The organism is Sphingobacterium sp. UBA2610, assembly GCF_002339225.1.
In the GTDB taxonomy this organism is placed as follows: domain Bacteria; phylum Bacteroidota; class Bacteroidia; order Sphingobacteriales; family Sphingobacteriaceae; genus Sphingobacterium; species Sphingobacterium multivorum.
In genome coordinates this window covers 612,522-638,496 of sequence record NZ_DDKA01000023.1, presented here as the reverse complement: position 1 = coordinate 638,496, position 25,975 = coordinate 612,522, and the positions used below count along the sequence as shown (strand labels likewise).

Annotated in this window: 20 protein-coding genes; 13 read left to right on the top strand and 7 right to left on the bottom strand. The window is 38.6% G+C overall.

Features of this window, described 5'->3' with window-relative positions; genetic code table 11:
* Positions 1–139: 139 nt before the first annotated feature.
* The 5 genes from B4Z47_RS18500 (at position 140) to B4Z47_RS18480 (ending at position 7,495) form a co-directional block, all read left to right on the top strand.
* Complete coding sequence (locus tag B4Z47_RS18500) at positions 140–3,610, top strand: SusC/RagA family TonB-linked outer membrane protein (protein WP_159332883.1); 3,471 nt, start codon at positions 140–142, stop codon at positions 3,608–3,610.
* Between the two features lie 12 nt (positions 3,611–3,622).
* Complete coding sequence (locus tag B4Z47_RS18495) at positions 3,623–5,071, top strand: RagB/SusD family nutrient uptake outer membrane protein (RefSeq protein WP_070569390.1); 1,449 nt, start codon at positions 3,623–3,625, stop codon at positions 5,069–5,071.
* A gap of 76 nt (positions 5,072–5,147) precedes the next feature.
* The gene (locus B4Z47_RS18490; protein WP_070569393.1) at positions 5,148–6,338 is read left to right on the top strand and encodes a thioredoxin family protein; all 1,191 of its coding nucleotides are present in this window, start codon (positions 5,148–5,150) and stop codon (positions 6,336–6,338) included.
* 8 nt (positions 6,339–6,346) lie between these two features.
* Complete coding sequence (locus B4Z47_RS18485; protein ID WP_115047901.1) at positions 6,347–6,814, top strand: DUF4369 domain-containing protein; 468 nt, start codon at positions 6,347–6,349, stop codon at positions 6,812–6,814.
* A gap of 117 nt (positions 6,815–6,931) precedes the next feature.
* Positions 6,932–7,495: a peroxiredoxin family protein gene (locus B4Z47_RS18480; RefSeq protein WP_286727714.1), complete on the top strand. Its 564-nt coding sequence runs from the start codon at positions 6,932–6,934 to the stop codon at positions 7,493–7,495.
* Between the two features lie 490 nt (positions 7,496–7,985).
* On the opposite strand, the gene B4Z47_RS18475 is transcribed toward B4Z47_RS18480, so the two are convergent.
* The 6 genes from B4Z47_RS18475 to B4Z47_RS18450 all read right to left on the bottom strand — a co-directional run bounded on the left by B4Z47_RS18475 (position 7,986) and on the right by B4Z47_RS18450 (position 12,086).
* Complete coding sequence (locus B4Z47_RS18475) at positions 7,986–8,519, bottom strand: NADPH-dependent FMN reductase (protein ID WP_115047908.1); 534 nt, start codon at positions 8,517–8,519, stop codon at positions 7,986–7,988.
* A 113-nt stretch (positions 8,520–8,632) separates the two neighbouring features.
* A complete protein-coding gene (locus B4Z47_RS18470; RefSeq protein ID WP_115047910.1) occupies positions 8,633–9,724 on the bottom strand; it encodes a tetratricopeptide repeat protein in 1,092 nt (363 codons plus the stop codon).
* A gap of 30 nt (positions 9,725–9,754) precedes the next feature.
* A complete protein-coding gene (locus B4Z47_RS18465; protein ID WP_115047911.1) occupies positions 9,755–10,294 on the bottom strand; it encodes a GNAT family N-acetyltransferase in 540 nt (179 codons plus the stop codon).
* A 68-nt stretch (positions 10,295–10,362) separates the two neighbouring features.
* Positions 10,363–10,932 carry an NUDIX domain-containing protein gene (locus B4Z47_RS18460; RefSeq protein WP_115047914.1) on the bottom strand — a complete coding sequence of 190 codons (570 nt, stop codon included), beginning with the start codon at positions 10,930–10,932 and terminating at the stop codon, positions 10,363–10,365.
* A gap of 20 nt (positions 10,933–10,952) precedes the next feature.
* Positions 10,953–11,351: a hypothetical protein gene (locus B4Z47_RS18455; RefSeq protein WP_115047917.1), complete on the bottom strand. Its 399-nt coding sequence runs from the start codon at positions 11,349–11,351 to the stop codon at positions 10,953–10,955.
* Positions 11,352–11,549: 198 nt separating this feature from the next.
* Positions 11,550–12,086, bottom strand: a complete 537-nt coding sequence (locus B4Z47_RS18450) for a hypothetical protein (protein WP_201303501.1) — start codon at positions 12,084–12,086, stop codon at positions 11,550–11,552.
* Positions 12,087–12,543: 457 nt separating this feature from the next.
* Between B4Z47_RS18450 and B4Z47_RS18445 the strand changes: the two genes are divergently transcribed.
* The 6 genes from B4Z47_RS18445 to B4Z47_RS18420 all read left to right on the top strand — a co-directional run bounded on the left by B4Z47_RS18445 (position 12,544) and on the right by B4Z47_RS18420 (position 19,355).
* A complete protein-coding gene (locus tag B4Z47_RS18445; protein WP_115047921.1) occupies positions 12,544–14,049 on the top strand; it encodes a sensor histidine kinase in 1,506 nt (501 codons plus the stop codon).
* An 87-nt stretch (positions 14,050–14,136) separates the two neighbouring features.
* Positions 14,137–15,633, top strand: coding sequence for a TlpA family protein disulfide reductase (locus B4Z47_RS18440; RefSeq protein ID WP_115047923.1), 1,497 nt, complete (start codon positions 14,137–14,139; stop codon positions 15,631–15,633).
* A gap of 5 nt (positions 15,634–15,638) precedes the next feature.
* On the top strand, positions 15,639–16,316 hold the full coding sequence (locus B4Z47_RS18435; RefSeq protein ID WP_115047925.1) for a LytR/AlgR family response regulator transcription factor: 678 nt from the start codon (positions 15,639–15,641) through the stop codon (positions 16,314–16,316).
* A 264-nt stretch (positions 16,317–16,580) separates the two neighbouring features.
* On the top strand, positions 16,581–17,294 hold the full coding sequence (locus tag B4Z47_RS18430) for an RNA ligase family protein (RefSeq protein ID WP_115047927.1): 714 nt from the start codon (positions 16,581–16,583) through the stop codon (positions 17,292–17,294).
* Complete coding sequence (locus B4Z47_RS18425; protein ID WP_236560158.1) at positions 17,237–18,388, top strand: AAA family ATPase; 1,152 nt, start codon at positions 17,237–17,239, stop codon at positions 18,386–18,388. Before B4Z47_RS18430 ends, B4Z47_RS18425 begins: the two co-directional genes overlap by 58 nt.
* A 394-nt stretch (positions 18,389–18,782) precedes the next feature.
* Positions 18,783–19,355, top strand: a complete 573-nt coding sequence (locus tag B4Z47_RS18420) for a Crp/Fnr family transcriptional regulator (RefSeq protein WP_236560159.1) — start codon at positions 18,783–18,785, stop codon at positions 19,353–19,355.
* A gap of 32 nt (positions 19,356–19,387) precedes the next feature.
* On the opposite strand, the gene B4Z47_RS18415 is transcribed toward B4Z47_RS18420, so the two are convergent.
* Positions 19,388–19,873: a hypothetical protein gene (locus B4Z47_RS18415; protein ID WP_070569433.1), complete on the bottom strand. Its 486-nt coding sequence runs from the start codon at positions 19,871–19,873 to the stop codon at positions 19,388–19,390.
* A 1,029-nt stretch (positions 19,874–20,902) separates the two neighbouring features.
* Here B4Z47_RS18415 and B4Z47_RS18410 point away from each other — a divergent pair.
* Positions 20,903–24,070, top strand: a complete 3,168-nt coding sequence (locus B4Z47_RS18410) for a SusC/RagA family TonB-linked outer membrane protein (RefSeq protein WP_286727713.1) — start codon at positions 20,903–20,905, stop codon at positions 24,068–24,070.
* A gap of 10 nt (positions 24,071–24,080) precedes the next feature.
* Positions 24,081–25,958, top strand: a complete 1,878-nt coding sequence (locus B4Z47_RS18405) for a RagB/SusD family nutrient uptake outer membrane protein (RefSeq protein ID WP_286727712.1) — start codon at positions 24,081–24,083, stop codon at positions 25,956–25,958.
* Positions 25,959–25,975: the final 17 nt, after the last annotated feature.

Genomic DNA, 25,975 nt, shown 5'->3' with positions numbered 1-25,975 from the left:
ACTATAAAAATTATGCACAACTTGGTCGTGCCCTATACGATCAAACGCAACAAATGAAAAACAGCGATCGCCCAGATATTTGGGGTAGGCCGCAATGGAGGGGAAACATTATGCGCATATCGCTTACAAAACCATACTAATGTCTTGTTGTCTGCTTCATGTTGGAGCTAAAACGTATGGACAGGACGTATCGATACAGGAGAAATCAGTGTCGTTGAGAAAGGTTTTTTCAGAGATCAATAAGCAGACTGGCTATTCTTATGTATGGGCGGCCACAACTATTGATCCAGATACAAAGGTTAACTTAACCGTTAAAAAAGAATCGTTGGGAAATGCTCTTGGGAAGTTATTGGACGATTTGGATCTCGATTTTGAGATCAAGGGGAAGATTATTGTCGTACACGAAAAATCTCAACAGACTCAACGATCGATCACTAATCAGTTAATGACGGTAAAAGGTTTTATTGTCGATTATAACAACAGACCACTTCAAGGTGCAACGGTTCGTGTAAAAGGTGTTCCAAAAGGAACCGTTACAGATCAGCATGGTCATTTTGAAATTAATGGCGTTAGTTTAAATAGCTTTTTGGACATTACCATGGTCGGATTTGCTCCACTTACGATTGCAGCTAAGTCCGATTTGGGTACGATTACCTTAAGAGCCTTGGATGAGCAATTGCAGGAAGTGAACATTACAGTCAATACAGGATACCAAAAAATAAGCAAAGAAAGAGTAGCAGGCTCAATTGCTCAGGTGACAGCCAAAGACATGGAAGGACGGCTTCAACCTAATTTATTGGACCGGATCGATGGATTGTTGCCCGGGCTAAATTTGGTGCGAAATACTTCAAGTCCACAGAATTCGAAAAATAACCTGGGTATCGAGGTTCGTGGACGCTCCACCATCAACGCACAGGCTGCTCCGCTAATCGTTGTTGACGGTATGCCTTTTGAAGGTGACTTAACAGCTATTAATCCCAATGATATTGCTTCCATAACCGTTTTGAAAGATGCTTCGGCAGCCTCCATTTATGGCGTTCGTTCCTCTAACGGTGTTATTGTTATTGCGACAAAAATAGGCTCCGCAGGCAAAACAAAGATTGATTATAGCAATACGCTTTCTTTTAGAGGACTTCCAAGCCGTAGCTACCTCAATCAGATGAGTAGCGCTGAACTGGTCAACTTTCAAAAGGAAATGTTTAATTACCGTTCGGGAGATTATGCAGTTATTGACCCGAGAAAAGCGATGAACGACGTTTATCGAATTTTGTACGATCGCAAAGGTGGAGTAATTTCGGAAGAAGAGATGGAAAAGCGGCTGGATGTATATCGAAATCGTGATCGCTTTAGTCAAATGGATAAATTTCTGAATACGACCCGATTCGATCAGCAGCATAATCTCGCTATTTCGGGAGGATCCGATCGTTATACATACCATTATTCCCTCAATTATACGCAGCCGGGAGATTACAATAAGGGACGGGCGACAAACAAGGAGCTGGGATTTAGTCTGAAAAATAATTTTAAGTTTACCGACTGGTTTAGTTTACGCGCAAATGTATTGGGGAAAAACCAAAATAGAGAGGGTGATATTGGCTTCAATTTCTACGATAACTATATGGGAGGCAAAGCATCCTATTATCTGCTTGAAAATGAGGATGGTTCTCCAGCGCAATGGTATAGTTCAAAATCTCAGTTTGAGATTGATCGCTTGAATGCGCTGGGACTGGAAGATGAGACCTATATTCCTTTAAATCATGTTGCCGCGATTCACGAAAAGTTCTATAATAAATACCTTAACTTAAATTTTGCTGCAAATTTTAAGATTATCAAAGGACTGGACTTCGATATGTCCTATCAAAGTGAACGGACCGAAGGGTATAATGGCACATTGAATAGGAAAAATGCCCAATCGGTTGTAGGTATGGTGAATGACGCTACCCAAATCGGAAAGGACGGGGCAATCAAACGCAATATTCCGCAAGGGGGACAATTTGCTGAACAACGTAATGATGTCAATAGCTATACCTTACGTGGCCAATTTAATTATCAAAATAATATTCAGGGAAAACATGAAATTGTCGCAATCGCCGGTGCTGAACGTAGACAGATCAATAACCGATATACGAATATTTACAAGTATGGTTACGATGAAAATAGCCTAGTCTACAAAGGAATTAATGAAGAGCTTTTTGGTATTCAGATCCAAAACACACAGGCGCTTTTTAATAGCTATACTATTTCGAAAAAAGAGACTGGATTTAAGGATCTAGTCGATAGATTTGTTTCCTTCTATGCCAATGGATCTTATACCTATGATCGTAAGTTGACTTTGAGTGGAAGCATCCGGATGGATCAATCTAATTTGTTTGGAACAAATATCAAAAATCAATACAAACCTCTTTGGTCCATAGGCGCTTTATATCATCTGCCAAGAATTGATTGGGAACCATTAGATCGTTGGTCGGTACGTGCGACTTATGGTGTAAATGGAAATGTCCCAAAGGATAATGGACCATATTTGATTTCGAGGGTGAATAACAATCTGAACTACTTTAACGGTGAAATGCAAGCCTACATTGATTCTCCGCCTAATCCATTGTTGCGATGGGAGCGAACAAAAGTATTCAATGTTGGTTTTGATTTCTCACTATTTAAAGATAGACTTACAGCTACTCTTGATATCTACAATAAGAAAACTTCTGATTTATTGGGGAATACGCCGTTGGATCCAACTTTGGGATGGGATATGGTGTTGCTTAATTATGCTGATATGCAGAATAGCGGGATCGAGTTGGGGCTGAATGGTAAGATGATTCAACGTGAAAACTTCAGCTGGAACAGCACAGTGAATTTTAGTTACAACAAAAATAAGATTACCAATCTATATGTTGAACAGAATACCCCATACTATTACTATTATGCTCCCCAAAATCGGGTTGGAATCCCAATGGGTAGTTTATATAGCATAGATTATGCGGGATTAAATGATAAGGGACGACCTTTGGCACGAAAGGCTGATGGTAGTCTGGTCGAGACCACGCAAAAATTGACTGTCGATGATTTAATCTATGAAGGTACGACAGTACCTCCCTACACTGTTTCTTTCAGAAATGGATTTAAGTATAAAGATTTGACGCTTTCCTTTATGTTTATTTTCAATGGTGGCCATGTGATGCGGGGAGTTCATCCAGAGTTCTTGAGTAAATACGCGGAGCTTAACTACAATAATAACTTCGACAAATTATGGTTGAACTATTGGAAGAACCCAGGTGATGAAAGTAACCCTGATATTGCTCCCGCATTTGTTTCTGCTGCTTCAGGCAATATTTCCGATATTTTCAATGCTGCACATAAATTTGTTCAGAAGGCTGACTATATTAAATTGCGCGATATTTCATTATCCTACAACCTTCCTGCACAATGGATTGCACCGACAAAACTTTCTTATGTGCGTCTAACAGGACAGGTATTGAATGCATGGCGTTGGGTCGCTAACAAGGATAATCTTGATCCCGAGGTTTGGGCTGGGTATAGTACGGTAACGAGTCCAAGTAGAGGGATACAAGCACCAATAATTTACAATTTAGGTGTATCTGTAGGATTTTAATAAGAAAATATCATGAGAAAAATATATATAGGATTGCTATTCGGTTTATTGACATTGAATAGCTGTAACAAATACTTGGATATTAAACCAAAAGGTTTTACAATTCCAGAGAATCTGAATGATTACAAATTGCTTCTAAACGATCAATCTTTAGTAAGGGCTTCCGCTGTTTATCCGAACTATTTAGTAGATAATTTACAGTCCGGAGATCCTCAGGATGTACAATCGGCAGCAAGCTATGACTATTATGACTATGTAAAAAAACAACTCTATAGCTTTGCTCACGGTGCGATATTTGAAGATGGCCAGTATGATCCATACTGGGAATCGGCTTATAGCCACATATTCACTTACAATGTTGTTATTAACAATGTATTGGCAGCAACAGAGGGATCGGAAGCCGAAAAGAAAAGGGTTTGGGCTGAGGCTAAGGTCGGTCGTGCATTTGAATACCTTAGTCTAGTGAATATCTATGCCGCTCATTATAATCCTGCAAGTGCAACAAAAGATCTAGGGGTACCTTTGGTGCTGAAAGAGGATATCAATCAAAAATACGAACGTGTATCTGTTCAGGCGATCTATGATCAGGTAGTTAGCGATCTTAATGACGCGTTGCCAAATTTGAGTACAGTGCAGTCAAATAGATTTCAAGCAGTACGTTCCGTCGGTTTCTCTTTTCTAAGTCGGGTTTATCTCTATCAGGGAAAATACAAAGAGGCCCTTGAGAATGCAAAACAAGCACTTGCTGTGAATAAAACGCTCATTGATTATAGTTTATATACCAATAAAGACAAGACGACTTGGGGACGAGTTTGTCTTAAAACAGATAATTCGGTTCAATTTCCCGATTCCAGAACGAATATGGAGGCTGTATGGTCTCGATTGGGAACAAGTTCCCTAGGTAGCCCCAATGCCGAATTTTATGCCTCTAAAGAGCTGATAGAAACATACGCCAAAGATTTGCCAGCAGGTGCAACCGACAAACGTTATGAATTATTTTTCTGTCGCGATCAGGCTTCTTTAGGTGCTACTATTGTAAAATTTCCAGGACGGGTTCTTTTTGCTCCCTACGTCGAATTTAGCACAGGATTTAATACGCCTGAATTGTTTTTGATTGCTGCGGAAGCAGCTGTTCGGACGGGTAATACGGCGGAGGCACTAAGCTTCTTGAATACATTAAGAAATAGCCGAATAGAGAATAATAAAGCGTTAACCTCAACGGATCCAAAAATTGTTTTACAGACGGTACTTGACGAAAGACGTCGTGAAATGCCCTTTATGGCATCCGATAGGCTGATTGATTTGAAACGACTCGCTATAGCAGACAATTTTAAGAAGTCAATCCAACATCCATTGGCAGGGAAAGTTTTCGAAATGGAATCCACGGATGCCCGGATGATACTTCCGGTTCCCCCAAAGGTACTTTCGTTGAATCCGGGAATTCCCCAATACGAACGCTAAAAAATTAGATGTAGACCACTCATTCCTAATCAATTTCTATCAACATGGAAATTGATTAGGTTCTTAATAAAAAAATATGAAAAAGATACTATTGACAGCACTGGCTTTTACACAGTCGATGCTATTGCTCGCACAAGAACATATACAGTTTCAGAAGATCACTTTTGGCCAGGCAAAGGAATTGGCCAAGCAAGAAAATAAACTGATTTTCCTGGATGGATTTACCTCCTGGTGCGCTCCCTGTAAATGGATGGAAGGAAATGTGTTTTCACAACCTGAAGTCGCTCGTTATTTTAATAGCAGGTTTATCAATACTAAATTTGACTGCGAGATAGGAGAGGGTGTAGACATTGCTAAATTATACCAAATCAGAAGTTTTCCCACGTATTTATTTTTAGATGGGCAGGGGACATTGATCTATAGAACCCAGTCTCGCATGGAAGCTGATTTGTTCCTGAAACAGGCAGAGCAAGCTAATGATCCCAATTTTCAAATCCCCAACTTGCGTAAATCGTACGATTTGGGTATGCGGGAGTCTAATTTTCTAATCCGCTATATTAAAGTGATGGAGCAAACCGATAGTCAAGCAGCAAATGCAGCGAAAAAGGCATTGGACAGCGTGGCTACCGATAAATTTTTGAGGAGCCCAAACGGATGGGAGACCATAAAAATGATGGCACAAAGCCTGGATGATCGTTACGGAAAATTTTTTGAGTCGAACAAATCTTATTTTAAAAGCATAGCAGTGCCGGCGGATTTTGCGAAAAAAGAGGCACAGCTGCTACGTTATGCCATGTATGGCTATATTAGAGATCATAAAGTAGATGAGTTTAATGCTGGCCTAGCCTATTTTGAAGGCCTAAAAGATCAAGAACAAAAAATAGAAGCTGCACTGTATAAAGTAGAATGGACCGCTGCACATGGTACCCATAAGGAGTTTGTTACCCTCACGAATGTCTTAAGAAAAGGCCTGCTCAAAAATGAGGACGAGAGATTGAGCTTTATTGCCCGCCGCAATGCCAATGCAAAAGGAAATATTGCAAATCCAGTTATCCTAAAACAATGCTATGTGCTGGCCAAACAGGCAGTCGAATTGAATCCCTCAAGTTATTCCAATCAAGGAACATTGGCCGATATTTGTATCGCATTGAAAAAAAAGAAAGAAGCTGTTCAAGCTGCAGAAGCTGCGCGTGGATTGGCGGAACTGGAAACTTCAAAAATTATTAAACTGGCCGATGCTCTTGTGGCACGTGCTAAAGCACTGTAATAGTCAATATGAAAAAAATAGCTACATCCATATTCTTGGTTTTAAGTTGTCTTGGGACAGTATCGGCTCAAGGTCAGCGTTTTCAATTAACAATAAAGGGAAAACAATTTCCCGCAAAATCTAAAGCATTTGTTCGCTACATCGTGGACAGAAAATTGACAATTGACTCTATTAATTTTGGATCCAATGATGTGATCTATAAGGGGGAAATTATGGAACCAACGCAAGTCATGTTATTTTATTCCAAAGATGGAGCTTCCTTCTGGAACCGCAAAGGTGGCCCGATGGAGCGTCTTACATTTTACGTAGACCCTATGGAACCCAATACGCAAATCACTGTTCAACGTCCTTTCGAGTCTTCCTTGGTGAAAGGCGGTAAACTGCAGGTAGCCTATAAGCAGTATCAAGATTATTTAAACTCCTATGAGAAAAAGCTTATGGTTCAGCAGTCTAAAAGAGCTGATTTGTATCAGTAAAAAAATCGTGACGAGAATGCGCTCAACCAAATTGCGCAAGAAATAGACAAGATCGAAACAGAACGTAAGAAGGCGCAGCGAAATTTTATCGTCAATAATCCAGACAATTACTTCAGTTTGTTGGCCTTGCAGGAAGTTGCCAGCTACGATGATAATGTAGTTACCACCGAACCTTTGTTTTTCAATTTGTCATCGAGATTAAGGCAAACAGCTATCGGAAAAAAATTGAATGCAGATATTCAACTCGCAAAAAAACTAGGAATTGGACAGCCAGCTTTAGATTTTGAACAGGAAACTCCTGAAGGTAAAGCGTTAAAACTTTCGGATTTTAAAGGTAAATACGTGCTTTTGGATTTTTGGGCGTCATGGTGCGGTCCCTGTCGTGCAGAGAACCCTAATCTGGTGAAAGCCTATCAAAAATTTAAAGGATCAAAATTTGAGATACTGGGTGTTTCACTCGATAAACCCGGGAAGAAAGATAACTGGATGAAAGCGATTGAACAAGATGGGTTAACCTGGCCTCAGGTGTCTGATCTGAATGGTTGGCAAAATCAAGCGGCTCAATTGTACGGTATTCAGGCTATCCCGCAAAATTACCTCATCTCTCCCGAAGGTAAGATTGTTGGAATCAACTTAAAAGGAGTAAAGTTAATAGAGAAACTCGAAGAGCTCCTTAAATAAATTTTAAGGAGGGGTAAATCACCCCTCCTTAATTATGAACCTTTAACAGCTGCTATCGTTAGGGGACCGTTTTCTATTATAGCGCCGCTCTTTGGGGTGCTAAGGTAAGGGCTTGCAGCTTTTTCGCTATTTCTCTGCTATTCCGTTACTATTTCTTTGGGACAGCTAGGGGATTGACTCGCTTCTTCTTTGGTATTTCTTCGCTGTTTCTTTGGTATTCCTTTGCTGTTTCTTTGGTATTCCTTTGCTGTTTCTTTGGTATTTCTTTGCTGTTTCTTTGGTATTTCTTTGCTGTTTCTTTGGTATTCCTTTGCTAAAGAAGTAACAAAATACTAGAGAAACAGTAAGCAAAAGGGTAAGAATAAGCAAAGAAAGGCCAAGCCAGTATGTAGCTTGGCCCTGCAAAATAACCTTAAAAAGCTTTTCCAGCAGGTTCACTGCATCGAAGTAATCAATACAAAGCCCAGAAAAATGACACTGGATTTTGACGTTAGGAAGAAATCTGTTCCTTAAAGCCCGCTATTTTTTCCCTCAGACTATTGAGGTGTTCTGGACTGATTACGCCATTATCCTGATCAAAATTTTCGTAAAATTTGGGAAGCGAGAATGTTTCTTTAATGATAGCGCCAAACTGCGGAAAGAATTTATGCGCTTCGGCCATTACATTTCCACCACCGTAACCTCCGGGTGAAGTTGTCATAAGCAACATGGGTTTATCTTGGAAAACTTTAACATTTATTCTAGATGCCCAGTCGAATACATTTTTAAATGCAACGCTATAGGAACGATTATTCTCTGCCAGGGAGCAAATGATTATGTCACTGGAGGCAATATGATCCAGAAAAAGCTGCGCTTCCTGTGGGAAGCCATTCTTTTCTAGGTCAACAGAAAAGACAGGCATGTTATAGTCATTCAGGTCGATCAAATTAATCTCGTGCCCCTCGAAGCTTTTAAGTACAAATTTGACCAATTGTTTGTTAATTGATGTGGAAGAATTACTCCCAGCGAATGCAAATATTTTCATGTTTTATCCTTTATGATTATCGGTTGCTTAAATTTAGTCAATTTCACGAAAATAAATTTTCATTTTTTTGAATAGATCGCTATATCGATGTGGCTATCTATTATACTGAATATTTAATCATATTGTTTGCGAAAAAAATTGTTTGTGCTGTCTATTTTTAAGGGATTCTTCAAAAACCAATTTGAAAAAAGTGTCCATTTCTCTTCATTGTTTTCTAGCCATTTTTCGAAAGCATCTTCGTCGCCTTTCATTAATATCCAATGATTGTATGACTCGCCGTAACCTAGATCGATGATCTTTTTCTGATAACTGAAGAGGACATTTGGAAATATTTTGTTGTGTTTACTGCTAAAGTAGTTGTTTATGAAGTTAGTTCTTATAGGGTCTAGTGTATTGATATCTATAGATTTTGAACCGAGTATTGACATCGCGAGTGTTGTTTCATAAACTCCTACACCAAAAGGCAGTTTTATTTGACTGGAATCTGCTGTTTTTGCATTGACAAATGCGTTTTTACTAAAGCTAACGGAAAGCGCTGTGTCACTTTTCAATTTTATCTGCGTTTTGTATTGATCATAAAGAAGCTCGCTTATTTCAGCTGTTCTTTTGGTGTTTCGTTCTAAGTTCATAAAGATCTCACCGTAAATCATTCCCCAAACCTTTTCATCGGAAATACAAAATATCTTTGATGCCCAATAATAATTTGAAGAAAATTCCGGATCCACCTCTATGCCCTTTTCATAATAACCTAATGCATCTTCTAAATTTCCTTTGACACGTTGGATGGCTCCCATTTCCAAATAAAGATGACCTGATTTGGGAAATATTTTTAATCCACTTTCGTAAGTACCTACAGCTTTATCACTTTCGCCAAGCATATCGTATGCATTTCCCAATAATTGATATACTCTGTCATTGGTAATCTTCTCACTCTTAATACTTTCTAAGTACTTAATCGTCTTTTTATAGTCTTTTTTTAAATAATAGGCGTAGCCGAGCTCATAGGGGTACGTGATACTATGCGGATCGAGATTTTGAGCTTCTTTCAATAATAGGATACTCTCATCCACCTTTCCATCGTCCATGAGTTGGATGGCTTCCTTTCCTTTTGAAGAAGCTTTTTCCCGATTTGTTTCTTGACCATAGGTGGTTTGTCCAGTGAGAAATAAAAAAACGACGGCAATATATCCAATTTTGTTTTTCATTTTTTTAGCGGATTAAATGATTGATTTTTATTAAAAAGCTAGATCCGTTTTAAAAATAGAGTATAATGGAATATCGTAATACCGGCCATCTTTCTTTAAATGTTGTTTTAACAGGGCTTCTTTTTTCATGCCTATTTTTTCCATGACTTTTCCAGAGGCTGGATTATGTGGGAAGTAGGTCGCAAAGATTTTATTGAAGTTTAGTTCTTTAAAACCAAACTCAATGATTGCTTTTGCAGCTTCCGTGACATAACCATTATTCCAGTAAGGAATAGCAATCCAGTATCCCAACTCGGCCTTATCCGAGCCTTCATCGTGCAGACCAATAGCTCCGATCAGCTTTTTATCTTTATTTCGAATAGCAAAAGTGAATCCTTTACGATTGGCAAACGCTTCTTCGGCTAATTTAAGCCAATATTCAGCATCTTCTTTTCGGTATGGGTAGGGAATATTTGAGGTAAAGTCCGAATAAACCTTGTCTTGCAGATAGTTTACAATCTGTGGAATATCAGTCGTGTCAATGGCGTTGAGAATAAGTCGTTCTGTGACTAATTGTGGGAAATCCTTCATTTGATTAAATCTTCAATATGGCTAAAATGAAATTATGGGTTACTTAGTTTTATAAATGTAAGGAAGTTTTATGGGATTCTTTTCTTTATATTTTTTCGGGTGTAATAGGTATAAATTCCGGTAACAGTGATTAAGATCAATGTTATCAATAAGGCTATATATAGATTGAAGAATTTATGGACCAGTGTAAAGCCGATAAGTCCAATCAGGATTTCTAAAAAAGCTCCCCTTATGCGAGATGGAGGATTTGAATCTTCAAGGTATCTGGTATACTCTTCTACAATTGGTCGATCGGTATCTGTCCAGTCAAAATGCAATAGTTCTGCGGGGGAAACCCATAATGCTTGAACATATTTTTGAAAGGCAACTTCGCCAGAACAAAAGGTGCAGAGAACAGGATAGAGACAAGGTGCTGGACTTGTATAGTCTTGTTGCGTCATCTTTAACGGCCTTCCGACAAGAATATCTATATTAAGCTCTTCCCTGATTTTGAGCGACAAATTTGCTTTCATTGGTTTGTGGGACTCGGTAATGCGACCAGGAAATTCCCACTTTAAGGCATGCGTCACCGATGCCGGACGCTGACAGATGAGTACCTTATCGTCCTCCCTTATAATCGCACAAGTCAAATAATGCATAACGGTTTAAAGAATAGATATTAAGAGCTAGATTCTTTACTTTCAATTTGATGGCTTTCTAACAGCTCGATGTGGCCTTCAATAATCAGCAAATAAAAGTTTTCAAAGCAATCCTGATAGATCTTTTGCTCCAATGATTTTATTTCCTCAAAGAGACGTTCTTTTGAGACCGCAGGGTAACAAAGCTCATTTTTTGATGCTACTCTCGTTTCTTGGCAGGGCGTATCGTGAAGCTGTTTGTATAGGTCGCCTAAATCTGAAATGTCTTCACTACGGTGGTAGAAGGGGTGAAACCATACCCAAAAGTCTTCTTGATTTTTATAGGGATGAGGTAATAATTGAACCGACGTATTTCTAAATAGATCTCCCGGATGCTTCTTATAACGGAAATGAGTGGCTGTGGTCTTTAAACTATTCATAAAGCTAATTTGTCTGTAGGTTTACAAAAAACAATTCAAGAATAAAGATATCATCTTAAATATCGGTATTTTTTTTTAGTATTAAAAATTTACTACTGTTAACGCTAATTGGATCGTGATAGGATACAGAATGACCACAATGACAAAGCTCAACCGATCTATTTTGCTAAAAGAATAAAAGGATTTAATATTATACTATTAGCCCCAGAGAATTCTGATGAGAACGGATATTGTGAATACAAATAATCCGATATAGAATATATTTGTCCCATGTTTTCTGTCATGATCAGAATAGGAAAATATCCGTTCGCCATTCGGTAGGCTCTTTTTGGAACTAAACAACATATACCCGATTGCAATTCCTAAAAGACCACCTAGAAGGGCTGAAATATAGCCAAAAATAATCCAATACTTCTGTTGTGGTTCCGGTTCCCGTAGCTGCATGAGCCGCTCCTGCTTCAAAAGATCAAGCTTTTCCTGATCAATATCTTTCCCTCTTTTTAATAAAATTTCTCTGGCAAGCGCATAGTCCAATTTGTTCCATTCATCGGGTTTTTGCAGGATTTCGAAGAGCTCTTCGTCTGAAAATTGATACAGGTAGTGGTCATCTCCAACCAGTGGGAGAGATTGCATTTCCTGCTCTTCTAAAATAGATTCTGCATTTGCGAAATTGGCGGGGTCTATTTGAATCTCATATTGGTGTCCTACCGTATTTCCAGAAAATGTAATATCCACAGGGGGTAGATTATCAGCCAACCGCGTTTTTACACCTCTATCCGAAAGTAGCTGATGACATTCCTGAGCTTCTTCTAAACTAGTAAACCTTTTTAATACGATATAGTTAACTATTTGATCAATTATTTTTTAAAACCTGTATTTATGACCATTCGACAGCCCAATGCCTATATGCAATCTTCGCTATTTGCCGTAACAGTTGCCGCAAAAATCGGACGTGAATGTTTGAAACAGTGGATTAATTATGTAGTCTTTTTTTGAATAAAGTTAATAAAGCTGGTTTGATACTTTTCAGCTTAAAGATAGTAAAATCAAATGCTATTTTATAAGAACAACAATAGAATCCCAGCTATAAGATGAAGAAACATTTGATTCATCACATTTTTGGTGGTATTCGTCACATTTTTCTGTGTTATGTTTTCATTTCAGTTAATATTGTCTTATCAAAACCAATAACATGAAATTGAAAGACGTAAGAAAAATAGAGTTCTGGATGGCAACTGTCGTATTTGTCGCTGTTGTTTATGCTTTGCTTGTTGATACAAACAATCGGGATGATAGTGGTATGCATCACTATTTCATTGGTCAGAAAATAAACTACTCCTATTTTTTTAATTTTTTTGTACCCAAGTTTAGCTATTATCTGCTTCTATATTTGATGTTTCTCACATTAAATTTTGCCCTTATTCCTGCGCTCATCAACAGAAAACGGGAGCTGTTGAATTATTCATTACTAGCTGCTCTGATCTTGATATCTGGACTGATTTTAGGTGTATGCCGGACTTATAGCCATACCTATGAGCTTATGGATTTTGATAGTATTCAAAGAGGCTATAATAGCATGTTTTTTAAGTCCTTAACACAAGCAGTTCTATGGACAATCGTAATTTCTCTATACACCTGCATGCAATTTTTGATCAGCTATCTGCTTAAAAACAGGGTTGAAAACCCGGCTATACAAAAGCAGCTAAAAATGGATTTGGCCTTTGGAATTGGCTTTTGGTTTATCGGATTGTTTTTTTTGATCATATCTCACTCGCATTACCAACTTTCGGTGTTATGGACTTTGGTCGTGTTGTCTGCGGTTGGTATCGTAATCTATTCCTTATACTATTTGTTGCCAAAATTACATGAAAAACAAAAGAAATTCCGCGACTTCTTTTGGATTATCGCTGCGGTGAGTTTGGTTTTAGTTATACCATTAAGCATATTGGCCCTATTCTTCTTTAACCAGAACGGTGAAGTGATCTTTATCGTTGCCATGTTTCATTTACCCACGCAATTATTGGTTAGCGTTCCGCTTTCCTGGTTTCTCTTTAAAAAACGTCTAATGCGTCACAACGAAATTGCCTCCTTACGTACGGAGCTCGGTCAGTCGGACGCAAATCTGACTTTTCTGAAATCCCAAATAAACCCACACTTTTTATTTAATGCCTTAAACACATTGTATGGCACGGCATTACAGGAAAAAGCCGAACGGACAGGGGAGGGAATTCAGCGATTGGGCGATATGATGCGGTTTATGCTCCATGAAAATACGCAAGATAAAATCTCGTTGACGCGTGAAATAGAATACCTGAATAATTACATCGCTTTACAGACCCTGCGGACTTCGATGTCAGACAAAATTACCATTATAACGGAAATAGAAGAGCAGTTTGAAAATTATCAAATTACCCCTATGTTGCTGATCCCTTTCGTTGAGAACGCATTTAAGCATGGTATAAGCCTTCAGAAATCGTCTTATATTAAAATATCTTTGCAAGTGCGAGACCAGGTTTTGTTTTTCGATGTGAGTAATAGCATTAATCCGAAAAGTGATCGTGATCCCGAAAAACTAAAAAGTGGTGTCGGTTTGGAGAATGTACGCCAACGTCTTTCATTGCTATATCGAGATCGACATGAACTGATGATACGTGAAAATGCCAATGAATTTTTTATCCATTTAACTTTACATATTTAAAGATGGCTAGTGTTATTTAAATCTAACTAGTTCCATTATCTTTTAATCAATTATTCACCTGATTTATTGGTTCCTTAATTAACAGCAATGAAAAAAATACTTGTTTTTTTGCTTATGACCTTGTATTGTCTAAGCAGTCATGCTCAATTTAAATTGAGCGGTAAGATTTGGAATTATGATCCAAACAAGGCCTTGGAAATTAATATTCCTCTTGTTTTTGGTTTTTATAAAGAAAATTCGCAACGGATAACCGTTGCCAGCGATGGCACATTTGAGGTCGCACTGCCAATAACAGCTCGAAAATCCGCGACTCTAAATTACAGCAGTGTATTTCAAACCTTGTTATTAAGCCCCGGTAAAGATCTTATCCTGAATTTAACCGACACTACGATCGTATTTACAGACGGTAGTGCTTTGACAGAAAACAAAATTATACAGCAAATAAAACACGATGAAGTGCCTTTTTTTATGAAGGCCCCGAACGTAAATAATCTTGCTCAATGCTCTTTGGCTCAGTTGAGACAGCAAGTGTTAATTCCCTGTTTAGCGGATTGCAATCAAATCAATAAAGTGATCCAAACTAGTCCATTGTCTTCCTCACTAAAAAACTATATACGTACTGAGTTTTACGCGCAACGAATGAACCATCTGAACGATTTTGCCCGTGTCGCTGAATTGCCAAAGTCTACCGCAGATAGTTTGGTTCTAGAGCTGTTTGGAAAAGCACTTATTAATTTACAGGACGACTTTGGAGGCCCTTCTTTTTATTCTTTCCTTGACAATTACCTGCGTTATTTGGAAACGAAAGCATTTGTTAAGATTCGGGCCGAGAAAATTCCGTCTAGTGAACCAATCCCTTATTTCGGGATAAGCTTAGACAGTGCAAATAGATTAATGACTATCTATAGTAAAGATTATTGGCGGTTTATCGGTGCTTTAAATAATTTCTCCAAGCCTATCGTAGAAAAATACAATTTTCAACAATTGGTCAATCTATATCATGACAAGGACTTAACGCATTTAAAAGCATTGGCAGGAGCACATTGGAAGATATTTCCAAAAGATAAGCATACGCCGCTTGTTGAAAGCTATATTGCCGATCTTGACGCTCTTTTGGTGGCGAATAAACACAACAAACACATTCGGTTGATTGAAGATGATCAACCTATCTCATCGATCGACGACCTGATTGCTGAATTGAAAGGAAAAGTGGTCTATTTGGATGTTTGGGGAACCTGGTGTGGTCCCTGCAAGTTTGAATTGAAGTATACACCTGAACTGAAGAAAAGATACATGGATAAAGATATTGCCTTCGTTTATTTGGATATGGATGAAGACCATCGCGATCAGGACTGGAAAGACTTTATACGCGTCAACAATTTAACCGGAATCCATTTACGTAAAAATAGGAAACAGATTGAGCCCTTTTGGAAGGAATTACTGCTAAATGCAAAAGACAAAGCCGAATATTATCCGCAATATTTTATATTTGATAAAACAGGAAAATTAGTTGTGGAAAAGGCTCTTCGACCAAGTAATGGAAAACAACTGTATGACCAAATAGATCAGATTTTAAATCAATAATTGTTATGATAGCCATCGCGATAGATGATGAACCTGTGGCACTGCAGGTTATTGAACACCATATAGCTAAAGTCCCTTTTATTGAATTAAAAAGTACATTTACGGATGCGTTTATGGCGATTGATTATCTCCAGAAGGAGCAGGTGGACCTTATCTTTTTAGATATAAAAATGCCAGATATTTCAGGAATAGAGTTTCTGCGCAGTTTGAATACTTCGCCAATGGTGATTTTTACGACGGCTTATTCTGAGCATGCGCTATTGAGTTTCGAGCTCGACGCCATCGATTACTTGCTTAAACCATTTTCTATGAGCTGGTTTTTGAAAGCCTGCAACAAGGCGAGCGAATTGTATAGCCTTCGGGCAAAAAAGCTACAGCATAACAAAGACTATCTGTTCGTCAAAGATGGTTATGAACATGTTAAAGTTGAATTCGACCGTATCCTGTATATTGAAGCATCAGGCAATTACACCCAAATACATTTGAACGATAATAAATGCGTTAGTTCTAGAATTACCATTAGCGAGCTGCTGGAACTGCTCCCGAAGGGCGAATTTGTTCGTTGTCACAGAGCATTTATCGTCGCACGAAGTAAAATGATGAAGTTCGACAAAACCCAAATTTGGGTAGCAGACAGGGTTATTCCCATTGGAACGACATACACTGAATTGAAATTATATTAATTGACGCGTTTTTTGACTAATCAAGGCTGATTAGAAAGTAGGGAAGGCGGTGTGTTGTCCAAAAATCAAAGGGAGCGTATTTATGTTTTTAAAATAAATTGTATACTTTTGTAGCAACAGATCATTTGTGTTGTCAATTTTTAAAATTTAAAGTCATGTAATGCATTGTCGATATTTAGGAAGAAAGTAAACAACAGGATTTACCCGATTTGTTTACCCAATGCCTATGTCTTCAATTTTTTAGTATGGATTTAAATTTTAAAAATGGAATCAACAAAATATGGTCGTACCTATCATTTCCCATTTTCGCCAGGGACAAGCAGCGACGATCGTTTTAATCAATATTATTGGAAGGATATGCAATCTTTCCATCAACTGTTATTTACAGAAAAATTAGATGGCGAGAATAATTGCCTTTCACGGCGTGGAGTATTTGCACGATCTCATGCAGCTCCAACCACGTCGCCATGGACGGCCCAGCTTCGGGAGCATTGGTCCAGATTAAAAAACGATCTGGGTGATTTGGAGTTTTTTGGTGAAAATCTTTATGCTGTGCATTCGATCGAGTATATGCAACTTGAGCACTATTATTATGTTTTTGCTGCTCGAATTAAAGATCAGTGGCTTTCATGGGAAGAAGTTACTTTTTATGCCAGTTTATTTGATTTGCCTACTGTACCTGTTTTAAAACTCGACATGGTAAAGGATTTGACTGAGTTAGAACTTCGGCGTTTAGTCGAAAATTTGGCCATGCAGTCTTCTATATTTGGATCGGTTGATCCTAAAACTGAAGAAGCATGTACGATGGAGGGGTTAGTCTGCAGGAATGCTGATGCATATGCCGTCAGCGAATTTCAGCACAATGTTTTTAAATACGTTAGAAAAGGACATGTGCAGACCGACGAACATTGGACAAAATCATGGCGAAGAGCAAAAATGATTTGGGAAAGGAGGGATTATTCATGGAATGGACAATAGCAACAAATAAGGATTGGTCGGCTTTAGCGAAACAATTTTCTTGGGTCAGGGATATGGAACAGGTACAACAGGATCCTTTACATCATGCCGAAGGGAATGTCGCGATTCATACCCAAATGGTATTACAGCAGCTGGAAGCATTGCCTGAATATCGGAATCTGGATGAACAAAAGCAGGAGCTCCTCTGGGCTTCCGCTTTATTGCATGATGTCGAGAAGAGATCGACGACAGTTGTCGCTGCCGATGGTCGTATCAGTTCACCAAATCATGCCAAAAAAGGAGCACAGACCACACGGGAGATTTTATTTCGTGATGTGGAGACCCCTTTTGCATTACGGGAGGAAATTATCGCATTGGTACGCTATCATGGGTTGCCATTATGGTTGATGGAAAAAGCCGATCCGATGAAGAGCGCCTTGGAAGCGTCACTATGTGTCAAAATGAGTCAACTTAAGTTGTTGGCCGAAGCTGATGCTAAAGGAAGGTATTGTGGCGATTTGGATAATTTGCTCTATGCATTGGATATGTTCGAACTGTATAGTAAAGAGATTGGCTGCTGGGATGCCACGCGTTCTTTTTTGTCTGAAAATGCACGATTTACATATTTTAATGGAAACGATAGTTATGTTGGTTATGTGCCTTTTGATATATTCAAATCCACGGTGACTGTACTTTCAGGTTTGCCGGGAATGGGCAAAGATTATCAGATTTTAGCAATGAATACCGACCTCCCCGTTATTAGTCTGGACGACATCAGACGCAAGTATCGCATTGATCCGACCGATAAAAAGAGAAACGGATGGGTTGTACAGGAAGCAAAAGAGCAGGCAAAAAAATACTTACGCTGCGGACAGGATTTTATCTGGAATGCCACTAATATAACTTCCCAGATGCGAAAACAATTGATCGATCTTTTTGTCAGCTATCAAGCCTACGTGAAATTGTTGTACGTTGAAAAACCCTACAAGATTTGGCGCACGCAGAATAACGATCGGGAATATCCACTGCCAGATGTTGTATTGGATAAAATGCTTCATAATTTGGAAGTTCCGCAGTTGACAGAGGCGCATGAGGTTCACTACATTACGGAATAGATGGCGCTTTTTAGCAGGAGATTGCGGCTTTGTAGATTGGTTTTACGGATTAAGTAAATAAAGTACGAAAAGTTCGAATTTTACGTTAGTATAGTAAGGTTGTTTTCTGATAAACCGTATTGGATACCATAAATGCGAATCAGCCCGCCTATTTTAATGGCGGGCTGATTTTCTGTTAGAATCCTTTTTAGGAACACTAGTCACAATGTGCTGTCATTCCTTCAATTTTGGTGTTAACATGGACATGAGGTCCTTTTCTTTGATATCGATGACATCCATTACTTGAATTTATTTTCCCAGCCTTGCTCTTCGAGCTTATTTGAAATGGTGCCGCATGTATTTTTTATGATAAAATGAATGAGTAGCTTTGTCTGTACAAAAAATTGACAGACTGTTGGAAAAACTGAAAGAACATATAAAGAAATTTGTCGCTATCGATCCGGTCGAATTAGAAGAAATATTGCATTACTTTAAGACCAAAACGGTCGCGAAAAAAGAAAATATACTGGAGGAGGGCCAAGTGTGTAGATACCATTTTTTTGTATTGAAAGGTATTCTCCGTAAATTCTTTGTTAATGAAAAGGGAGTCGAACAAACGACTGAATTTGCCATAGAAAATTGGTGGATTACGGACAATATGGCTTTCGAACATAAGCTTGTTACGTCATTTTACATTCAGGCCGTAGAGACCTCAGATTTAGTTTATATCAGTCAAGAAAATCAAGAAAAATTGGTAGCTGCATTTCCGATCATGGAGCGTTATTTTCGATTTGTCTACCAAAGGGCTTATGCTGCTGCGCAAATGCGGGTTAAATATCTATTCTCTAAATCTAAAGAAGAATTCTACCATGATATGCTCCGTAAATATCCGCAGTTTGTACAACGTGTTCCGCAATACCTGATTGCTTCGTATCTGGGATTTACGCCAGAATATTTAAGTGAAATCCGTAAAAAAATACTTCCCTGAATCTCTTGCTATAATTTCATTGCAATTGAAGGCTAATAGCATTGGTCCGAATCTGCAATGCGAAAAGGGCTAATTTGAAATTGAAGCTTGTGTTCTTTTGCATAGTCTTGTGCTAATTTTTCGAATTTTTCCATTGCCTTTTCCTCAGAAGCAGCAAAACAGTGCAGGTTTAATTCCAAGGGTTTCTCTGAGGTGGCCGGATCGATACGCAATTGTTCAACTTCGGAGAGGACAACAGCAAAAGAAGTTTTACAGATCTCAACTTCTAAATGCGGCCCTATTAATTGAGATGATATGCTATAATAAGAATCATTATTTTGGATTTCTTCCTGAAAGGGGTCTAAATAGGTCGTAACAATAGATCGATAACCATATTTAGCATTACCAAAGAAGTGATCAATATATTCCTGTGCTTTTTCATATGTTGAGAAGACACCTTCCAGATTGGTGAATAAATCTGGATCTTCTTTTACTTCTTTTGAAACTACTGTATATACCTTAATGGGGTTGGTTGTCATATTTTGTATGCTACTGTTTGTACATTAAGTAAAAGTAAGTTTTTCTGCAAAAAAACTAATTTAGACTTTTATCTATGAGCGATTCTAAGATAAAATCCTCGTTTTAAAATAAAAAATTTCCTTTGTTAACTTGTAGCCTGTTTAGAGCAGGTGTTTGTGCTTTAAAGTTGTATATAATTTTCGTATTCTCCAAATTTTTTACTGATTGTTTTTATTTACTTTTCTAAAATAATACGAATTGCGTACACGACCCTGTCGTTGAGCCCTTTTTATGACCATCGTATCATCAAGTTCCTCCTACAAATAACGTGAGCCTATGTTGAAGCTAACTTTTTTAGTTGTTTTCACTGTGAAGTTACCTAGATTATACGGCCTAGGTGGGGCAATGTTAAAAGTAAGCTAATGAGAAGGGCGGGCATGTAGAATTGGAGATTAATCTGATTACTTCTAATGCCCAATGATGGAGACCTGTTTTGGCTAACTCATCAACGATATGGTTTTGTCCCAAACTTCGATCCTTTCATTTGACCTGACGTAAATAATGTATGTGACTTTTGTTTCCCTGACCATAAAAAAAATTCTAGGTCATGTCGGTTTTGTATTTAGTAAAGTTTGTATTATTTATTTCGTTAAATTTAATTTATTTTAAATTTGTTTTAATTTAAAATATAGTGAAATTATAGTTTAAAAAGATGTCATTTTTTATCAAAACTATGCTCTTTTGTCTCAATTTATTTTTAAATTTTATTTGTTTTAAAGCCTATGAAGGGCTTTTTGTTTGCTATATATTGTTTTTTAGCCAGAGGGCTGAACTATCCTCTTTATTTTGTTGGGATGCCGTGATTTGATTTTTATAGGCATTCAAACGTTTTCGTAAATAAATGAATTAAAAAGGTTTGATTGTATTTTATTAATTAATACTATTGTTTTGTGTTGATTAAATAATAACCAATTGATATGAACGACTAAAAGGTCTTGTTGTTAGCCTTTTTATAGTTTTATTTATTAATAACCAATAAATCTTAATCTATGAGAAAATTTAATCATTTAATTTTCGTTAGTTTTTCTTTTTTGTGTATGCTATTGCTGTCGACAGGAACCGTTCATTCACAAGGAACTGGAAAAGAATTAACGGGCGTCGTCAAAACTAATGATGGGCGTTTTTTGGAAAAAGTCACCGTTTTGGTGAAGGGAACTTCAACAGGTACTGTAACAGATAGCTACGGTCGCTTTAGTGTAAAATTGCAGCATAATTCTGCTAAGGTTACTTTAAGTTTTACCCATACAGGGTACTTGTCCAAAGAACTTGAGGTAGAAGTGGGTAAGGAAATAGAGATCACCCTTTCTGAATCTACAGAGAATCTAGATGAAGTTGTCGTTATTGGCTACGGAACCGCCAAGAGGAAAGATGTGACCGGCGCAATCGTTTCTGTTCAGACCGAAAAGCTTGAGAAGGAGGCGCCCAGGTCAGTTCAGGATCTCCTGCGGGGAAATGCAGCGGGATTGGTGATTGGACAGGGAAATTCGGCAAAGGGGGATGCAAGCTTACAGGTAAGGGGAAAGGGAACATTGAAAGCTGGTAGTAGCCCCTTAAATGTTGTGGATGGTGTTATTTTTGACGGAACATTTGCTGATATTAATCCCAATGATATTCAGTCAATAGATATTTTAAAAGATGCCAGTGCAACTGCTGTATACGGTGCAAAAGCTGCCAACGGCGTTATCTTAATTACGACAAAAAGAGGTAAAAAAGGAAAACCGTCCATTACTTTCAATGGAAATTTTGGTATGGTGGAAAGTGCAGGTATGCCTGCAGTGATGAATGCTGGTGAGTTTTTGAAATATCGCTATGACTTTGAAGTAGGTCGTCGGACAGCCGACTATCTTAAAGCTCACCCCGAAATGTTCGTGGACCCAAGATTGCTCAATGGAACCAATCAATTGGACTGGTATAATTACGATCAAAAGCCCCCCGTTACAAATGTAACAGAGGATCAGTTGATCAGGTCTTGGCTTTCTCGATTAGAGCTTAAGACGCCGGAGATTGAAAATTACATGAACAATAAGATTACGGATTGGCAGGATTTGGTTTTTCAAAAGGGGATCCAGCAGGATTATGCTGTTGCTGTATCGAATAGTAATGAGAACACTAACTACTATTTTTCCTTAAACCATGTTGATCGGGAGGGAGTAGTGGTTGGAAGTCGGTTTAAAAATTTCAGAACACGACTAAATCTCGAAACTAGAATTACATCCTATCTAAAAGTCGGGGCGAATACAAATTTCGCCGTTCGAAATGAGGGCTTTCTAAAATCCGATTGGAAACAATCAGCAGTGATTTCTCCCTTCGGATCTAATAATCTTGATGATCCTTCTAGTATTTATCAAAGACTGCCGACAGGCGATGTCACTCCCGTAAACCCATTCTTTGACAATCAATTTAGAGATCGAAAAAATAATTATAATACATTGAATTCCAGTTTGTACGGTGTGATTACTTTGCCATTTGGGATAGAATTGCAATCCAATTTTACCCCTTCATTTATCTGGCACGAGTATTATAACCACGATTCTTCAAAAAATCCCGAGTGGAAGGCAAAAGGTGGAAGTAGCGAACGCTCATTTGAAAAAACATACAATTGGCAGTTAGATAATGTATTGCGTTGGAAGCGGCGTTTTGATGTACATAATTTTGAAGTAACATTGCTTCAAAATGCAGAGAAAGGGCAGTTTTGGCGAACCAAGGCCACAGCTTCTCAGTTTGTACCTTCTGATATTCTGGGCTGGCATCGATTACAGGCCGGTACAATTCCATTGAACGAAAGCGAAGACAAATATCAAACCGGAGATGCCTTAATGGCTCGCTTGTTTTATTCGTTTAAAGATCGCTATATGCTGACTGCTTCTGTACGACGCGACGGATATTCAGCCTTTGGCGCTCAAAATCCAAGGGCAACCTTTCCAGCCCTGGCTTTTGCCTGGGATTTTACAGCGGAAGGTTTTATGAAAAATACCAAATCTTGGTTGGATTATGGTAAGCTGCGACTTTCTTGGGGAAGAAATGGTAATCGTGATATTGAGCTTTACGAAGCGCTTTCCGACATGACCTCTGGATTACATCTCTATATGGATGCGAGTGGAAACCTCTATCTTTCGTCTCAGTTATACGTAAATAGAATGGCCAATTTGGGCTTGAAATGGGAGAGTAAAAGTTCGTATAATGCCGGTTTGGACTTTTCAGTCTTCCATGGCCGTCTCAGTGGTGCACTGGATTTTTATACGGCAACAACCCAGGATTTATTGGTAGATCGCGCATTGCCAGAAATTATCGGATTTAGCAGTGTTGCTGCCAATCTTGGTGAGCTCTCCAATAAAGGTTTTGATATTACCTTAAATAGTAACATCATGAATAGGGGCGATTTTAGTTGGAATGCGACGGCGATCTTTATGTTGAATCGGAGAAAAATTGTGAAGTTGTATGGCGATATGGTGGATGTAAAAGATAGTGAAGGAAATGTCGTCGGCCAAAAGGAAGCGGACGATGTTAAAAATAGATGGTTTATTGGACAGGATCCCGACCGGATATGGGCCTACCAACGAAATGGAATCTGGCAACTAGGGGAAGAGGAAATGGCTGCAAAATATGGTAACCAACCTGGCGATTTTAAATATGTAGATCAAAATGGAGATGGGGTCTTAACGGATGCCGACCGTGTATTTCAGGGGTATACAACACCGCGTTTTAGGTGGTCGTTTCGAAATGAATTGCGTTATAAAGAGCTGAGTTTTTCATTTTTAATTTATTCCAATTGGGGGCATTATGGAGACTTTAATCAGGCTGCAAACAACAGTAATTTTGCAGATCGGAGTACCGACTATGCACTACAGCGTTGGACGCCAGAAAATCCGATCAACGATTACGCGCGTATAGGATCAAAAAATAATGGTACAAACTACGTCAACATGTCCTTTATGCGTTTGGACAACATGGTGCTTTCTTACAGTCTGCCAAAATTTATCTTGCAATCGTTAAGAATTCAGCAGCTTCGTATTTCAGCTTCGATTAGAAATGTAGCATACTTGACAAAAGATTTTAAATTTGGAGACCCCGAAAGAAGCTGGAAAAGCGATGCATTGGCAGATGTTGGCGACCCAGCCCCCCGCACATATAATTTAAGTTTAAACTTTACCCTTTAATCACTAGATCATGAAATTCAAAAAAAATATACTATATAGTTTATGTATTGGTTCAATGGCTGTTTTTACATTTTCGTGCAGTAAGGATTGGCTTAAACCGAAACCCCTGTCTTTCTATGAACCAGATGTTGCGCTAGCCGATGCGCAAGGGATGTACTCCGCTTTAACGGCCTGTGAAAGAAATATGCGGCATGAGTTTTTTGGCGATGCTGCGCCCATTCTGACCGAGATTATCCAATCTGAAGTATCCGTAGAGGGGACAACAGATAAAGCTGGTCCACAAATGGATATGGATATTGCACTGCTCCCCGATGCAGATCTCAATCACAACGATAGAACTAAAGTGGGGTGGTATTGGTACGAAGGATTTAAGGGAATAAAATATGCCAATCTTATTATTTCAAGAATAGATGCCGGAACTTTTAAAGACGAAAATGAAAAAAACGCGATTTTAGGAGCAGCTTATTTTCAACGTGCCTACCGTTATTTCAAATTAGTGCATCAGTTTGGTGATGTGCCCTTCATTGATAAAGAAATAAATGAACCGAAATATGATTTCTATAGCTACGATCGTTGGAGTATTCTCGAGAAATTGCGAAAAGACCTGGAATTTGCCTATCAATGGGTGCCCGAAAGAGTAGACCGTGGACGTACCTCCAAATCTGCCTGCGGTGTATTGTTGATGAAGGTCTGTATGGCTTTGGCAGATTTTGATCGGGCAATCGCCATCGGCAAAGAAATTGTTGCTATTCATCCACTTATGAAAAGTAGATTTACGGTGAATAAAAGTAGACCAAATACCAATCTGATGTTTGACCTTCATAGTGTTGAAGCAAAATTAGATGGTGCCAATACCGAAGGTTTAATGTATGTAGTTTCTTATCCTGGAGTTGATGGCTCTGATCGTATCAGAACAATGCGTAATGGCGTTCCTTTTTGGAACAACGGCGGTATAAAAACACCAGACGGGAAAACGGGGGCAGGATTATCATTGGCAGCGGATGAAACTGATCTTTCATTGGACTTAAATAAGAACTATGGTCGTGGTATAGGACGATTGCGTCCAACCTGGTATTTTACAAATCAGATTTGGAGGCCTGGCAAAGAGGATAATGACTTGCGGGGGATCTTTAACCGGGATAGTTGGCGAAAGATGGAAGATTTGAAGTACAATGAGCCCAACTTAAAAAAGACGGGCAATCCCTGGTATGGAAAAAATCTGGTTAAACCGGTGGGAATGAGTGTGGAGGATTCCATTCGGCTATGGTTCTCTTGGCCGCATTACAAATTATTTGTGCCGGATCCATTGCAGACACAATGGGAAGGCGGGGAGACCCCGTGGTATATTTACCGTTCTGCAGAAGTCTATTTATTGTTGGCCGAAAGTTACTATTGGAAAAATGATCTTGGTCAGGCTGCCATTGCCATTAACGAAGTCCGTCAACGCGCCGGTGCATCACAGCTAACAGCAGATGAAATCAATATCGGTGAGCTATTAGATGAGCGCGCACGTGAGTTGTATTACGAAGAAAACAGACATATTGAGCTCGTAAGGATTGCCTATACCTATGCAAAGACCCGAAAACCATGCGAAATTTTTGGTGGTCGTGTCTATGATTTAAAACAGATTAGCGGCCCAGGCGGAACGAATGCGAACATTAAACAAACTGGAGTTAATTTCTGGTACGATAGAGTGGTTGCTAAAAGTAATTTCTATAATAAAGGGGTAAAACATAAGTGGGCCGAATATAAAATTAGTGTGCACCATATATTATGGCCTGTGCCCGCTAATGCGATTAATACCAATATTAAAGGTGTTATCAATCAAAATATAGGTTACCCAGGTGCAGAGAAAAATAAAACGCCGCTATTGGTTGAAGGTAAGTAACAAGTGTTTTCAAACGT